The following is a 17039-nucleotide window of genomic DNA, read 5'->3' as shown; positions in this document are numbered from 1 at the left end:
TATGTAAACCATTAAATAATAGCACAACAAGATTCCATTATATTATAAATAAGTGCTGCATTAAATTTTACAATTAAAAATAATTTCATGAACTAAACTCGTATTATAAGTATGTACCTTCATATAAGAATCTATTCAATCAATAGCTTTTAAAAACAGGTAAAACCTTATATAACAAAGACTTAACATCTTTTTAAATAAAACAATGAGTCTAAAAACGGAAGGGGTTAATCTTGAAACAGCCTAGTATCGTACCAAAAAAATCACAAAAAATAATAATAATTAACCATGCTATTATCTTTATATTGACATACAATTATTTGATTGATTTTTTACAATACAAAAACCAGCCATTTTAATTAACAAATATTTTTTAGTTTCACATCTTTTAATACCCAAATTAACAAAAGGACTATAATTTATATTCTATGAGTAATAATTTATCAGCGAGCACCTCTTTTCTTTCTAACATTGTCATAATTATAGTTTGGTGTTTATTTAACCATTTTTCAAACACCAATTTTTACTAACTAATTTATTAACAATTTAAACTAAAAATTTATGACTAAACTTAGACATTATCAGCTAAGACTGAAAAATTACTCAAGTCTATTTTGGGTAATGGCCTTTATGCTTTCTGTCTTATCTACACACGTACATGCGGCGAACGCCTCATTAGATTCCGAAGTTGTTCAAACTTCTATTACAGGAACCGTTATTAGTGCTGATGACAACATGGGAGTGCCTGGGGTAAATGTTCTTGTTAAAGGAACATCAACAGGTGCCGTTACCGATTTTGATGGAAATTACTCCATTAGTGCTTCTGCAGGGGATGTATTAGTATTTTCTTATATTGGTTTTGCAGCACAAGAAATTGTAGTAGGAAGCAATACTACCATAAATGTTACATTACAACCAGACCTTGCTCAATTAGATGAAGTTGTAGTGGTAGGTTACGGTACTGCAAAAAAAGAGACTCTAACTGGTGCAGTTGAGCAAATAAAAGCTGAAGCTTTTGAAGATTTAGCACAAGGTAGTGCTGCATTAGCGCTTCAAGGTAGAACACCAGGTTTGGTGGTTACACGTACTTCTTCAAGACCAGGTGATGAAGGAATTAATTTTCAAATTAGAGGTGTATCTTCTATTAATGGAATAAGTCCTCTATTTGTTATTGATGGTGTTCCTGCAATTAACGCACAAACTTTTAATAATATGAACCCTAATGACATTGAAAGCATCAGTGTCCTAAAAGGTGGTTCTGCATCAGTTTATGGTTCTCGTGCCGCTGGTGGGGTAGTTCTTGTAACAACCAAAAAAGGAAAAGGTAAGGTTAAGGTAGATGTGAGTTCTGTATTCCGTATGGGTACTATAGGTATTCGCCCTCCGTCGCCAACCATGTCTCAATACGGACAGCTTTACTTAGCTGCTGTTGATCAAGATATTGCAGCTGGTTATCCACCTCGCTATTTCTTTTGGGCTAATCGTGATAATGTACAGAGAATTGCTAATGGAGAAGAAGGCTATTATGATTTACCTATAAACGGAAACATCTGGTTAGGTAATTCAGCTAAGTTTGATGAAATGTTCGGTAACTCTTATTCAAGTCAACATAACGTGAGTGTCTCTGGAGGCGATGAAAAAAGTAGCTTCCGTATTTCTGCTGGTTATGATGAGAATGTAGGTGGCTTAAAAGTAGCAGATGATACAGCCGACAGATACAACTTTGCTTTAAATTACAGTAATAATATAAGTGATAAACTAAGTATAAATACAAATATTTCTTACTTTCACAATAGTTTTTCAGGACCTGCTGAAGGTTTAGCAAGAGAAGCCGCTACGTGGGATGCACCTTTATTCCCTACTTATAATGACCAAGGGCAATATTATGCCAATTTTGGAGGTGTTAATATCACAGGTGACAGAAATGCCATTGCAATGGTTAAAGATGGAGGTAGAAGAAATGACAAAGATGAACAACTTAGTTTAACCACACAGGCCACATATAAAATTAACGATAATTTTAATGTTACGGCATCTTACTCGTTTAATAAACAACATAGAGAAGATCAAGAATATCAAACTGAAGTACCTCTTTATTCTTGGCAAGGCGGTTATTCTAACAGTATAAATAGAACAAGTTTCATTGATGAAGAATCTGGCTCAATAGTTTATAAAAAGTATAATGCTACTTTAAACTATAACAATAGCTTTGGAGACCATAATGTAACGGGAATGTTAGCGATAGACTCTGAAAAAAATATTTCTAATAATCTAGGAGGTAGAATACAAGGTACACCAGGTTTTGTTGATCTTGGTGTATATGATTTAAATGTAGGGGAGCCTTCATCGGATACTGCTGTTTATACTAACAATGGTGGTGGTAGTGAATGGGGATTCTTTGGGTATATTGGTCGTATAAATTATGATTACAAAAGTAAGTACTTATTAGAACTCCAAGGAAGACGTGATGGATCTTCTAGGTTTGCACAAGGACAAAAATGGCAAAATTACTTTAGTGTTTCTGGTGGTTGGGTTCTTAGCTCAGAAGATTTTCTACAAGACAATAACATCATATCATTCTTAAAGTTACGTGGTGGTTATGGAGAATTAGGTAGTACCGCAGGTATAGGAAACTTTGATTACTTATCAACTGTTGGAACTGGTTCAACAATTTTTGGACAAACCAACGCCGCTCAGCAAGGAACATCAGTTGCCAGTAGTTTATTTAGTAGTACCACTACATGGGAACGTCTTGTAAATAAAGAAATAGGTTTAGATTTCAGATTATTTAACAACAAGGTATTCGGTTCTGTTGACTTATTTAAAAAGAAGAACATTGGTATGCTTATTAGAAGAGCTAGACCAGAAACTTTAGGTACAAATCCACCGTTTACAAATGAAGGTATTCTTGAAACCAAAGGATGGGAATTTGCAATTGGCTGGAGAGACCAAATTGGAGATTTTGACCTTTCTGTTAGTGCTAACATGAGTGACAGCCGAAATGAGGTAGTAGATTTCTATGAAGAAGAAGGTTTCTTAGGTGTACCTACAGAAAACCTTAATAGTGGTAATGAAATTATTGAAGGGAAGCCAATTAACTCCTTTTATTTATGGGAAACTGATGGGTATTTTGACTCGCAGGCCGAAGTTGATGCTTATTATGCTGGTCTTACTGCAGGAGGTATTTTACCTTCACAAACTTCAAACAATGCCTTACGTCCAGGTGACATGAAAGTTGTAGATTCTAATGGTGATGGCGTTATTAATAATGACGATTTAACTTACCATGGTGATGCTCAACCGCATTATGTTTACGGATTAAATTTTGATGTAAAATATAAAAACTGGGATTTAAGTGCATTCTTCCAAGGAGCCCTTAAGCATAACATTTATAGAACAGGTTATTTTGCACAACCATTTCAAGCTGAGTGGCAAAACCAATCTAACACGTGGTTAGGTAGAACTTGGACCGAAGATAACCGTAATGCAGAATTCCCTAGATTAACTACACAACGTGGTATATCTAGATGGAACTACAGAAGTAAAGACCATATTTTACAAAACAATAAATACCTTAGATTAAAACAACTAATTATAGGTTATAATATTAAAGGCTTAAAAATAGGTGGTACTCCAATTAATAATGTACGTGTTTATTTTTCAGGAAACGATTTGTTTGAGTTCACAAGTGTAAAAGATGGTTATGATCCAGAGTTTAGAGCTAGCACAAATGCAAGTGTTTATCCGTTCATGCGTTCATGGGCCATGGGTATAAAATTATCCATTTAATATTATTAATAAAAAATTATATACAAATGAAAAAAGTAATTTATCTAATATTACCATGTTTAATGGTGTTCTTCACATCCTGTGAAGATGATTTTATAGACTTAGATCACCCTTCGTCTTTAACAGAGGGCTCTTATTACAATCAAGTTGATCACTTTTTAACTGGTTCTAATGGTCTATATGGAGGTTTATATAGATGGCAAGATCAAGCAATCTATTCAGATCATGGTTCTGATTTGGTTGGATATGAAGAAGGTAGTGCTATGCAAGAATACAGTAGAGGTGAGACTCAAGCACCAGCTACTGATGGTTATTACAATAATCCATACACTCAAATTAGAAACTTAAACCTATTAATTGAGAGGGCAGAGGTTTTTGAAGACCAAGCTGCCATATCACAATATGTGGCAACAGCATATTTTTTCAGAGCGTATCATCATTTCAATTTAATGCAGCGTTATGGAGGTGTTACAATAGTAACAAGATCTTTAGACGTTGATTCTGACGAACTATATGGACCACGTAATAGTAGATACGAAGTTACTGCTCAAATTTTAGCAGACTTAGATGCGGCCATAGCTGGCTTACCAAATGAAGCTAATATAGGTGGTAGTGAAAAAGGTAAAATTAGCAAAGAAGCTGCTCAAGCTTTTAAAGCGGATGTGCTATTACATGAAGCCACTTGGATGAAATATGTAGGAACAGATACAGATGGTGATGGAACTTCATCAGGAGCTGGTAGTGCTGGTTATGATCCAGCAAATATCAACACTTATTTAAATGAAGTAGTTTCATTAACAAAATCTATTATGGATTCTGGCACTTTTGAGCTATGGGACTATAATAATCAGCTTAATAATTTAAGTTCAAACTTCTTATTTATTTTAGAAGATGGTGGTTCTAATCCTGCCGGATTAGACAAAGCAACAAATAAAGAATTTATTTTCTATACTAAATATGATTTCACATTTAGACAAGCTGGTACCCTAGTTAGCCATGTTTATGGAGGTAGAGTAAAGCCAAGTAGAAAAATAATAGACATGTTATTATGTTCTGATGGGCTACCAATAGATCAATCTCCATTATTCCAAGGGTATGCAAATCCAGAAGATGAATTCCAAAACAGAGATTACAGAATGTATTCTTACTTTACCAACCATGATGATGTTGGGGTTATACCTACTATAGCAAATGATCCGGATTTAAGATTAAGTGGTACTAATAACTTTGGATATTTCAACGCCAAGTTTATGAGTTGGAAGTGGGGGTCTTCAGATGCTTATAGAGCCACAAGAACTGAATCTTTTGACATGCCATTAATGCGTCTTGCTGAAGTTTATTTAATGTATGCTGAAGCACTATATGAGTTGAATGGAAGTTTAACAGATGCTCAAATGAATGAATCTATTAATTTGGTGAAGGCCAGAGCGGGATTACCAGCGCTTACCAATGCGTTTTTAACTGCTAATAACATGGATATTGAAACCGAGATTAGAAGAGAGCGTACGGTTGAGTTATATTCTGAAGGTGCTACTAGGTTTAACGATTTAAAAAGATGGGGTATTGCCGAGCAAGAATTAGGTGCAACTATATTCGGAGCTGTTATTGAGGGTACTGTTTGGGAAACTGACACTAATTTATACAATCCTTCTAATTATGGTTTTCCAGAAGAAACAACCACAACTGGTGTTGGACCTAGAAGATGTTTAGTAGTACAACCTGGATCTACTCGTAACTTTAGTAAAAGCAATTATTTGTTTCCTTTGCCAACAAATGAAATTGGTATAACAAAAGGGGTATTATTACAAAACCCAGGATACTAATTATTAAAATCAAATCAAACCTTGTTTTATTTACAGGGTTTGATTTAAAGCACTATTCATTAGTTTTGAAATAGTTTAGTTTAGTTGAATTAGATTGAGTAATAATCTTTTTAATTTAGTTCACAATTATATAAGCCGCAGCTAGTCTGCGGCTTATTTTTTTAAATTTATACTGCTAAAAAATCGCAGAAATAAAAAAAACTTAAGTTATAAGACTAAAATATTCTATCAAGACGGGAAATACCTTGATAGATCTTTTCACAAACGAATCTTAAAAGTATATTGTAGATTATATTATACTATTCCGCCAAAATTTCTTTTAACGATGGGAGACAATAAGTCTCATTCGCTTCACCTTAAATTATATTAAATACTTAACAACTAATTAACATTAAAATGATTGCAATAAATTTAACCGGTAAAACACATAAATGGTCATTAAATAAATTTAGACTTGATTAACAACTATATAAAGAATATGATTAAGACACCCTTTCATTTGAAGCTTTATGTTTTTCTATAAACTCAGTTGGTGTCATATTAAATAATTCACGGAAAGTTTTACTGAAATAAGCCGTAGAATTGAAGCCCGCCATATATGTTACCTCTTTAATTGAATAACCCTCACTAAGAAGTTTCTCTGAAGCATATTTTAACCTAATAGTTCTTATAAATGCACTAGGGTTTTGTCCAGTTAAAGCGCTAATCTTTCTATAAAATTGAGACCTTCCAATACCAACTTTTTTTAACAAATCTTCCTGTTTAAAATTAACGTCATCAATATTGTCAATAATGATTTTTGTAGTTCGATCCAAAAAGGCCTTATCTATATTATTAGTCGTAACCTCAGAAGACGATGGTATTGTACTACCTAATTCCGTAAATCGGTTCTGTAACCTCTTTTTAGCTGCCAACAGGTTTTCAACCCTAGCCTTGAGTACGTCAAGCATAAATGGTTTAGACAGATAGCTATCTGCACCGTTTTCATAACCTTCAATTCGATCTTCCTCATGACTTCTTGCAGTTAATAGCAGTACAGGTATATGACAGGTATCAAAATTTGTTTTAAGAATTCTGCACATTTCAAAACCATCCATTTTTGGCATCATAACATCACTGATAATAACGTCTGGAAAATATTTATCTACTGCCTTAATACCTTCTTCCCCGTTAACCGCTTCTATTACATTATAATTGGCCTTTAAATCATTAATTAAATGTAAGCGCAATTCTTTATTATCTTCTACTATTAGAGCAGTTGGTAATATCTTATTCTCACTATTCTGAATTTTTAGAGCACTTTTGTTGTCTACCAATTCATCAGAAATTGACAACATCTCGTACTCTGCTGATTTGATTGAATTTAATAAAAATTCATCTTTAATATTTTTAACAGTACTTGTTGAACTAGCCTTTAAATCTAAAGGTAACCTAACTATAAATTCACTTCCCTTTCCTAACTGACTTTCAACAAATATGTTTCCTCCATGAAGTTCAATAAGTGCTTTGGTGAAATTAAGACCTATTCCTAAACTCGCCTTGGTTGAATCAATATTATTAAAACGAGAAAACACATTTTTTAATTGATCTTTATCTAATCCAACTCCTGTATCTCTAATACTAATTTCTAAAAAATCACCCTTTTCTCTCCTTTTTAGTTGAAGTAACTTAGATTCTGAATTGCTACCAGCAACCAAACCAATTGAAACCTCAATTTCTCCTCCACTATCAGTATATTTTATTGCGTTCGATATTAAGTTTGTCACTATTTTCTCAATTTTATCAAAATCAAAAAAAGCACTAATATTAATTGATGTTTTAACAAATTTATAATCAATTTCCTTTTTAAATGCTAACCCTTTAAAAAGAAGAAATATGTCTTCAACAAACGTAATGGCATCACCTTTTTTAAGCTGAAGTGGAGCCATACCTACATCCATTTTTCTATAATCAAGCAACTGATTTACAAGATGTAACAAACGTCTTGCACTTCTTTGAATTGAAATAGCAGATTCCTTTATTGTTTCAGGGTCACTTCTAAAACTGGAAAGTATTTTATCAACTGGGTTCAAAATTAAAGTCAAAGGAGTTCTAAATTCATGTGAAACATTTACAAAAAACTTAAGCTTCATTTGATCTAACTCATGTTGTTGTTCTTCTTGTACTTTTAAGGTATAGAAATGAATAATGATCCAGACTATTCCTGCACTAATTAAGAAGTATATCAAGTAGGCCCACCATGTTTTCCAGAAAGGAGGCAATATTTCAATATTAATAAATGTTGTAGGAACATTTTCCCATTGACCATCTGTTGATGCCTTTACTTCAAAAGTATATTCTCCAGATTTCAAATTAGAAAGATTAACATTTCTATTGGTTCCAATATATATAAAACTATCATCAAGACCTTGCATTTTATATGCATATTGCACCTGTTCTGGGTTTTCAAAATTTAAGGCTACAAATTCAAATGAAATGTAATTCTCATCGTGTTTAAGTAATAAATTATCTGTACGCTCAATTGCCTTTCTAAATAAAACCCTATTATTTAAAGAATCACCTGATGTGATTATTCTATTATTTAATTTAAAATTGGTTATCAGCGGTTTAAGTGCTTTAGGAGATGATATCACAATATCATTTGGATGAAAAATATTAAATCCATTTATACCTCCAACCAGAATACGACCATCATCCAATCGTTCAATTGATTTACTTTGATACTCTGGCCCCTGAATTCCATCATGAATATTAAAGTTCATGAATTTATTCGTAACAGGATTTAACAAAGAAAGCCCTCCTTTTGTAGTAATCCACAAATTTTTATTGTTGTCCTCTGCTACCCCAACAACTAAATTATTTGGTAATCCGTCCTCCGAAGAATAAGATCTAACTAACTTCAAATTTGAATTAAGTTTGTGAATTCCATTATCGGCTCCTAACCATATATTCCCTAAATAATCTTCTGTTATATAATTTATTCCAGTTCCGTTTATTGTTTTATCATCTATATGATTAAATGTTAATTCGTCTGGAATGAGAACATCTAAAGTTGTCAAATCTACAACGTTAAGCCCAAGTGATGTACCTATTAGTAACCGTTCCTTAGAATCAATGAATACATATAACACATTATTACTTAGTAAACCATTACCTCCTTTAAATGAATCACCATAATTATAAAAATGTTTCTTTTCACGATCGAATAAACTTATACCTTTAGTTCTTAGGGCAACCCATAATCTGTTTTTAGAATCTTCAACACCAGCCCATACCGAATTTTGAGCTATTGATAAGGAGTCTGAAGGGTCATGCATAAATGTTTCAAAAGTGTTACTGTTTGGGTTAAATCTATTCAAGCCACCATCTAGGGTACATATCCAGATATTACCATCAAGGGTCTCGAAAGTATAAAGTATTTTATTGGAACTTAACTTATTTTTGTCACGAGGATTGTTTCCAAAATGTGTAAACGTATTCTCCTTTTCATTAAATAAGTTGAGGCCTCCATTATACGTACTAATCCATATTCTATTCTTGGAATCCTCTAGAACAGACTGAGCTGTTTTTTCACTCATTCCTCCTGTTTTACCAGGTTTATAATAATAATGACCAAAAGTATATTTTGATGGATCTAACTTACTTACACCTTTATCATAACTTCCTATCCAATATATACCGTCCTTATCTTCAAAAACCTTTGAAGGTTTATTATTTGGTAATGAAAATGGGTCAGAAATATTATTTACAATATGCTGTTTTACTTTGTACTGTCCTTTTTCAAACAAATAAATACCATTGACATCTGTAGTTACCCAAAACAAACCGTTCTTATCTTGATATATACCCAAAATTGGCGTACTCTTTTCGACAATTGAAATATGATCAAATGTGTTATTTGACCTATTCCATAAAACTAAATTTGAAAGATCATTTCCTATTAAAAAATCACCATCTGCGTCAATAAATACTTTTTTTGGTAAATGATTTAATTCATATGGCTTTTTGTTCCATATATAAACTCTATCAAAATTATCTTCTTGTGAATTATACTTATTTAAGTGAGAGCCATTAGTTCCAGCCCAAATATTTTCATTTTTATCCTTTAAAATAATATTTACGTTATTATTATCTATTGAATTAAAATTAGATTCTTCATTTATGTAATATGAAAATTTAAAATTCTCAGAGTTTATATTATCATCTTGTAAAACAATTTTTATAATACCATTGTTTGTTGCTACCCATAAATGATTATTAATCTCATCATACAGCAAATCGTTGATTATTTTTTGTGGACTAGATGAAAGGGATAGTTGTTTATACAAATCAATTCTTATGAATTTCTTTGTTCCCTTATTGTAAAGGTTTAAACCATTGTTTGTTCCAATCCATAAATTACCTTCATTGTCTTCTTTAATAACATTTACTCGATTGTTACTTATGGAGTTTGGGTCGCTTATTGCAGATCTATATATTTCAAACTCGTATCCATTATATTTATTGAGTCCATCAATTGTTCCAAACCAAAGAAACCCCTCTCTATCCTGAAAAATCTCAAAACAAGTGCTACTAGACAATCCCTCAGTTGTATCCAAGTTTTCAAACTTAACATTATTAAATTGGGCCGATAATACAAGACACATTAAAAAAAATGAAATTGAAAAAAATGCTTTAATTCTCATCTTAGATTAAAGTTTAGTTTAGTTGTTAGTTAAAAATCTTATGAAGAAAATAAGCCTATTAAAAAGCTATCACATAAGATAAAATTACCAAAATTAAATTTAATCCATTATATAGCAATGACAACCTAAAATATTGCAATAAACAATACTATTTTTGCCTTAATACCTTTCGTATGTAAATATTAAATAATTTTAGTATTATATTTACACGCAATCTTTCAAATTATGAAACTTCACCTCTTAGATAGAAGTAGTATTAGCAACAGTTCATTTACCACTAAAGTAAATGAGTACCCCTATTTTTTAAAAATCTGGCATTATCACCCAGAATTAGAACTAGTTGTAATTCAAAAAAGTGAAGGCGCCTGTTTCATTGGTGATGGTATTGAAAAATTTGAACCTGGAGATGTCGTTTTAATTGGAAAAGACCTTCCACATATGTGGCTAAATAATGAAGATTATTTTGATGAAAGTTCCACCAGATCTGCTAAAGCAATAGCTATTCATTTTAAAGAAGATTATTTAGGGAACGGCTTTTTTGAAACACCAGAAATGATCCATATTCTAGAACTTTTTACTAGAGCTAAGTTAGGTTTAAAATTTCTTAATTTAGAGGAGTATTTAATTGAAGATATACTCCATATGCTTGAGTTAAAAGGTTTTGAAAAAACCATTGCATTTCTCAATATTCTTAATAAACTAGCTAAACACAAGGGCACGAAGAGATTATCTAGTTTAGGTTTTCTAAATTCTTTTAAAACTACAAAGAGCGATACTCAAGACAAGGTTCAGGCTTATATTTTCAACAATTTTAATAAGCACATTAGCCTTGAGGAAGCAGCGAAAATAGCTTTTATGAATACTTCGGCTTTTAGTCGTTTTTTCAAACGTGTCAATCGCAAAACTTTTTCTAGATACGTAACTGAAATACGTATTGGTTATGCCTGTAAACTTCTTATAGAAAACAAACTAAATATTGCCGGAGTTTGTTACGAATCTGGGTTCAAAAACATTTCAAATTTCAACCGCCAATTTAAGCTAGTTATGAATTGTACTCCCTCTGACTATTTAAAGAATTACAAGATTAAGACCTCATCCTTTTAGGGTGTTTTATTAAAATTCAATGACCAAAAACAACCAACAAATTTGCCTTGTTTTCTGTATTATTTTTATTTAGGCAAAATAAACATCATAATCTGTCAAATAATTATAAGACGCGTCCCTTATTTACATGTACTATTGTACTAGTAAATTTCATGATTTAATCTTAATGAGTAGTCAGAATAAAATTTTAAAAATACATCCTAAGGATAATGTCTTAGTTGCCTTAACTAATTTAGCTAAAGGTAAAAGGTTCCAGTTTAATTCTAAAGAATACGAGATTCAAGACGATATTCCCGCTAAACATAAATTTGCAACTGAACACTTTAGCAAAGGAGATATTATATATATGTACGGCGTAATTGTTGGTAAAGCTAAAAAAGAAATTCCAATGGGAGGCCTTATTAGCACCACCAATTTACAACATGACACGGAAACGTACAATGCAGAAGACTCAATAGAAAAAATACAATGGCAGGCTCCAGATATTTCAAAGTTTATTGAGAAAACATTTAATGGCTATCACAGAACCGATGGTAAGGTTGGTACTGAAAATAACTGGTTAGTAATTCCTTTGGTATTTTGCCAAAACAGAAATATAGAAGTTTTAAAACAAGCTTTGGTTGAAAAACTGGGGTTTGGAAAACAACAACATTTAGGTTTTGATGTTGATTCTTTAATAGAGGATTATAAAAATGATGTTCCTGTTGAAACTATATTGAACAGGAATATTATAAAGCCGAATACCGAAAAGCTTAAAAACCCAATATTTCCAAATATTGATGGTATTCATTTTTTAACTCATGAAGGTGGTTGTGGAGGTGCAACTTCTGATTCTGTTGCCCTTTGCAATTTATTGGCTGGTTACATAAACAATCCAAATGTTGCAGGAGCCACCATATTAAGTTTAGGCTGTCAGCATGCCCAAGCTGGTATTCTTGAAAATGCATTGAACAAAATGTCACCAGACCATAAAAAGCCTATTTATATTTTAGAACAGCAGCAAAGTGATTCTGAACAGGAATTTTTGGCAGAAGCTGTAAAAAAGACTTTTGCAGGTCTTATTATGGCAAATAAAAACGAACGAAAATCAGCCCCTTTAAGTAAACTTGTTATTGGCTTGGAATGTGGTGGTTCTGATGGATTTTCTGGAATTTCTGCAAACCCTACATTAGGTTATGTTTCAGATCTAATCGTAGGACTAGGCGGTGCCACTGTATTATCTGAATTTCCAGAATTAAATGGTGTAGAACAGGAATTAATTAATAGATGTGTTACTAAGGAAAAAGCAAAAAAGTTTTCTAAAATCATGTCAACATATAGTGCAAAGGCAGATGCTTTGGGTGCTGGTTTTTATGCAAACCCATCTCCGGGTAATATTAAAGATGGACTGATTACAGACGCCATTAAATCAGCAGGAGCCGCTAAGAAAGGTGGAACTTCGCCTGTAGAAGATGTTTTAGATTACACAGAGCAAGTTGTTAATGCAGGGTTGAATTTACTTTGTACACCAGGAAATGATGTAGAATCTACAACAGGTTTAGCTGGTTCAGGTTGCAACGTTATCCTATTTACTACTGGTTTGGGGACGCCAACAGGAAACCCCATCACACCCGTAGTAAAAGTATCTTCTAACACCAAGTTATTTAACAAAATGCCCGATATTATAGATTTTAATACCGGTGCTATCATTGAAGGAACCTCATCAATTGAAAAAACAGGTGAAGATTTATTGGATTTTGTAATTCAAGTGGCTAGTGGTAAACTAACCAAAGCTAAACAATTGAGACAAGATGATTTCATCCCATGGAAACGAGGTATGTCACTATAATCAACTAATACCTAATAAAATGAAAAAAACACTTCTTTTAATTTTATTTGCCCTTATTGGGTTAAATGGTCTTTCCCAAGAAGACTATGCACCTACTGCTTCTAATTTAGAAGCCAGAGTATGGTTTGAAGATGCTAAGTTTGGACTTTTTATTCATTGGGGTGTATACAGTATTTTAGGAGATGGTGAATGGGTAATGCAAAATCAAAATATTTCTGTTGATAACTACGAAAAACTTCCCACTTTTTTTAACCCAATTGAATACAATGCCGATGCATGGGTTAAAATGGCCAAAAATGCCGGAATGAAATATATAACCATTACCAGCCGTCATCATGATGGTTTTTCAATGTTCGATTCCCAAGCAACAGATTATACTATTGTAAAAAGCACACCGTATAAGAAAGATATTCTAAAAGAATTGGCAACAGCTTGTAGAAAAGAAGGCATTAAGCTTTTCTTTTACTACTCTCTTTTAGATTGGAATAGAGATGATTACTTCCCTAGAGGAAGAACCGCAAAAGGCGTTAAAGGTAGAAGCAATGGTGAATGGTCATCTTATATTAAATTTATGAAGGCTCAATTAACAGAGTTGTTGACCAATTACGGAGAAATTGGTGGTATTTGGTTTGATGGTCACTGGGATAAAAAAACTGCAAATTGGCATTATGACGAAATTTACAAACTAATACATGATTTACAACCACAATGCTTAATAGGGAACAATCATCACGAGGCTACAAAAATGGGTGAAGACTTTCAAATGTTTGAAAAAGACCTACCAGGAAAAGCTACTCAAAACTTTGCAAGTAAAGCCGAAGATATTGGACAACTTCCCAAGGAAGTTTGTGAAACCATTAATGGTTCTTGGGGTTTTAATCTGCAAGACAACAAACATAAAAGCAGAAAAGAGCTCATTCAATATTTAATAAATGCGGCAGGTTATGGAAGTAATTTATTATTAAACGTAGGCCCTATGCCTAATGGAAAAATTCAATCAAATCACGTTAAATCTTTAGAAGAAATTGGAAGCTGGTTAAAAGTTTACGGAGAAACAATTTATGGCACTAGAGCCGGAACAATTTCTCCAACAGAAGATATGGTTTCTACTCAAAAAGGAAAGATTCTTTACCTGCATTGGTTAAACAAGAATAAAGATATCATCTTCATTCCTGGATTTAACGAAAAAATTAGTTCAATAAAATTATATGGAAACAACCAAAAACTAAGATTTAAAAAAGACGATTATGGGTTAACTTTAAAAATTCCTGAAAGTGTTTTAGACCCTATAGATACAATAATTGAAATAACTATAAAATAACATGTCAAAGTTTAGTTTAAAAGATAAAGTAGCCATTGTTACCGGTGGTGGTAGTGGCATAGGAAAAGCCATTTCGTTAACCTTTGCACAACAAGGTGCCAAAGTACATATTTTAGATTTTAATTTAGAGGCTGCCGACGATACAGTTTCTGAAATTTCTAATCAAGCAGAAGCTCATAAATGTGATGTTGCCAACCAACAAAATGTGACCGAAATTATCCAAAAAATATCAAACAAAGAAAAGATTGATATTTTGGTTAATAATGCTGGTATTGCTCATGTAGGGAATGTAGAACAGGTTGAAGAAGCAGATTTAGACCGCCTTTATGATGTAAACATCAAAGGCGTTTATAACTGTATAAAAGCATCTATTCCATCTTTAAAAAATGGTGGCGGTGTTATTTTAAATTTGGCCTCTATTGGTTCTACCGTTGGATTAGACAATCGCTTTGCCTATTCCATGAGTAAAGGAGCTGTACTCACCATGACCTATTCTATTGCCAAAGATTATATAAATGATGGTATTAGGTGCAATTGCATTGCCCCTGGAAGGGTTCACACGCCATTTGTTGATGGGTTTATTAGCAAAAATTTCCCAGGAAAAGAAAAAGAAAATTTTGAAAGATTATCAAAGACACAACCTATAGGGCGCATGGGAACAACACAAGAAATTGCAGATTTGGTACTTTTCTTATGTTCTGACGAAGCTGGATTTATAACAGGTTCTAACTACCCTATTGATGGTGGATTTGTAACATTAAACGGATAATAACAAATTAAAATAGCAATATGAAATTAATAAGATTTGGAGCTGTTGGAGAAGAAAAACCAGGGGTTCAATTAGCAAACGGAACAAAAATAGATGTATCTGGTTTTGGTTCAGATTATAATGAAGATTTTTTTGGAAATAATGGTATTGAAAAATTGGCGAAATGGTTAGAAACCAATCAAGATTCTTGTCCTGAAGTTGATGGTGACACACGTTTAGGCGCACCATTAACAAGGCCTTCAAAAATTATCTGTGTAGGTTTAAACTACGCAATGCATGCCGCCGAAAGTGGTATGGACGTGCCAAAAGAACCTGTAATATTTTTTAAGGCCACATCTTCAATTATAGGTCCAAATGATGATGTTATAATTCCTAAAGGTGGCGATAAAACAGATTGGGAGGTAGAATTAGCGGTTGTTATCGGCAAAAAAGCATCTTATGTTTCTGAAGCCGATGCTTTAGACCATGTGGCTGGATATGTTTTACATAATGATGTAAGTGAAAGAGCTTTTCAATTGGAACGCTCTGGTCAATGGGTTAAGGGAAAAAGTTGTGACACATTTGCTCCATTAGGACCATTTATTGCTTCTGCCGATGAAATCGAAGACCCTAATAATTTGAACTTATGGTTAAAATTAAACGGCGAGGTTTTACAAAACAGTTCAACATCAGATTTCATTTTTAACATACAAGAGGTGGTGAGTTATCTAAGTCAATTCATGACTTTATTACCAGGTGATATTATCTCTACAGGAACACCTTCTGGAGTTGGGTTTGGTTTTGATCCACAACGTTATTTAAAGGAAGGCGATGTAATGGAATTAGGTATTGAAGGATTAGGAGTTTCTAAACAGGTTTGTAAAGATTATAAGTAATCTTTAATTAACAGACTGTAAACATCCGCTAAAATGGATTTAAATTTAAAAGACAAAGTTATAATAGTAACAGGAGGCTCAAAAGGTATCGGTTTAGGTATCGTTGAGTCTCTAGTTAGAGAAAATGCCATACCAGTTATAATCACCAGAAATAAAGCCAGTGTTTTGAAGATTCTTCCAAAATTCAAAGAACAGGGCATAGATTTGTTTTATGCACTTGCTGAACTTACAGATAATGACCAGTGTAAGGCTGCCGTACAAAGTGTCATAGATAAGTATGGTAGAATAGATGGGTTAGTTAACAATGCCGGCGTAAATGATGGTGTAGGTTTAGAAAATGGCGATTATGAAGGCTTTATGTCTTCCCTAAGACGTAACGTAGTCCATTACTACCTTATGGCTCATTATGCTTTACCTGAACTTAAAAAGAGTAAAGGTGCGATTGTAAACATAGGTTCAAAAACAGCCGATACCGGACAGGGAGGAACTTCTGGTTATGCCGCTTCAAACGGAGGCAGAAATGCCCTTACAAGAGAATGGGCTGTAGAATTATTACCATACAGCATTCGTGTTAACGCATTAATTGTTGCTGAATGTTACACCCCTTTATATGAAAAATGGATTAGTACCTTTCCTAATAAAGAAGAAAAGTTAGCAACCATAACTAAAAATATACCTTTTGAAAAACGCATGACAACCGCCGAGGAAATAGGCGATACTGTTGCTTTCCTGCTATCAGATAAATCCAGTCATACAACCGGGCAACTTTTATATGTAGATGGTGGTTATACCCACTTAGACAGGGCTTTATAATTATCAATTATTAATAGCATTAAATTTTTCAC

At 32.9% G+C, this 17039-nt stretch carries 9 protein-coding genes; 8 read left to right on the top strand and 1 reads right to left on the bottom strand.

Annotated elements, in window-relative coordinates:
* Positions 1-561 precede the first annotated feature (561 nt).
* Positions 562-3789, top strand: coding sequence for a SusC/RagA family TonB-linked outer membrane protein (locus tag FUA22_RS03845; RefSeq protein WP_147766510.1), 3228 nt, complete (start codon positions 562-564; stop codon positions 3787-3789).
* Positions 3790-3815: 26 nt separating this feature from the next.
* Positions 3816-5612 carry a RagB/SusD family nutrient uptake outer membrane protein gene (locus FUA22_RS03840; protein ID WP_170309835.1) on the top strand — a complete coding sequence of 599 codons (1797 nt, stop codon included), beginning with the start codon at positions 3816-3818 and terminating at the stop codon, positions 5610-5612.
* Positions 5613-6094: 482 nt separating this feature from the next.
* Here FUA22_RS03840 and FUA22_RS03835 read toward each other — a convergent pair whose 3' ends face one another.
* Positions 6095-10210 carry a hybrid sensor histidine kinase/response regulator transcription factor gene (locus tag FUA22_RS03835; RefSeq protein ID WP_241664745.1) on the bottom strand — a complete coding sequence of 1372 codons (4116 nt, stop codon included), beginning with the start codon at positions 10208-10210 and terminating at the stop codon, positions 6095-6097.
* A 312-nt stretch (positions 10211-10522) separates the two neighbouring features.
* Here FUA22_RS03835 and FUA22_RS03830 point away from each other — a divergent pair, with 312 nt between their 5' ends.
* The 6 genes from FUA22_RS03830 to FUA22_RS03805 all read left to right on the top strand — a co-directional run bounded on the left by FUA22_RS03830 (position 10523) and on the right by FUA22_RS03805 (position 17007).
* Positions 10523-11401 carry an AraC family transcriptional regulator gene (locus FUA22_RS03830; RefSeq protein WP_147766507.1) on the top strand — a complete coding sequence of 293 codons (879 nt, stop codon included), beginning with the start codon at positions 10523-10525 and terminating at the stop codon, positions 11399-11401.
* 166 nt (positions 11402-11567) lie between these two features.
* On the top strand, positions 11568-13229 hold the full coding sequence (locus tag FUA22_RS03825) for a UxaA family hydrolase (RefSeq protein WP_147766506.1): 1662 nt from the start codon (positions 11568-11570) through the stop codon (positions 13227-13229).
* Positions 13230-13248: 19 nt separating this feature from the next.
* Positions 13249-14550, top strand: a complete 1302-nt coding sequence (locus FUA22_RS03820; RefSeq protein ID WP_147766505.1) for an alpha-L-fucosidase — start codon at positions 13249-13251, stop codon at positions 14548-14550.
* A 1-nt stretch (position 14551) separates the two neighbouring features.
* Positions 14552-15319 (top strand): SDR family NAD(P)-dependent oxidoreductase, encoded by a 768-nt coding sequence (locus tag FUA22_RS03815; protein ID WP_147766504.1) that lies wholly within the window; start codon positions 14552-14554, stop codon positions 15317-15319.
* A 20-nt stretch (positions 15320-15339) separates the two neighbouring features.
* A complete protein-coding gene (locus tag FUA22_RS03810; protein WP_147766503.1) occupies positions 15340-16194 on the top strand; it encodes a fumarylacetoacetate hydrolase family protein in 855 nt (284 codons plus the stop codon).
* 33 nt (positions 16195-16227) lie between these two features.
* On the top strand, positions 16228-17007 hold the full coding sequence (locus FUA22_RS03805) for an L-fucose dehydrogenase (RefSeq protein ID WP_147766502.1): 780 nt from the start codon (positions 16228-16230) through the stop codon (positions 17005-17007).
* Positions 17008-17039: the final 32 nt, after the last annotated feature.

It is taken from the genome of Seonamhaeicola maritimus, assembly GCF_008056315.1.
Taxonomy (GTDB): Bacteria; Bacteroidota; Bacteroidia; order Flavobacteriales; family Flavobacteriaceae; genus Seonamhaeicola; species Seonamhaeicola maritimus.
The sequence above is the reverse complement of the archived record's forward strand: the minus strand, read 5'-3'. Positions and strand labels throughout refer to the sequence as shown.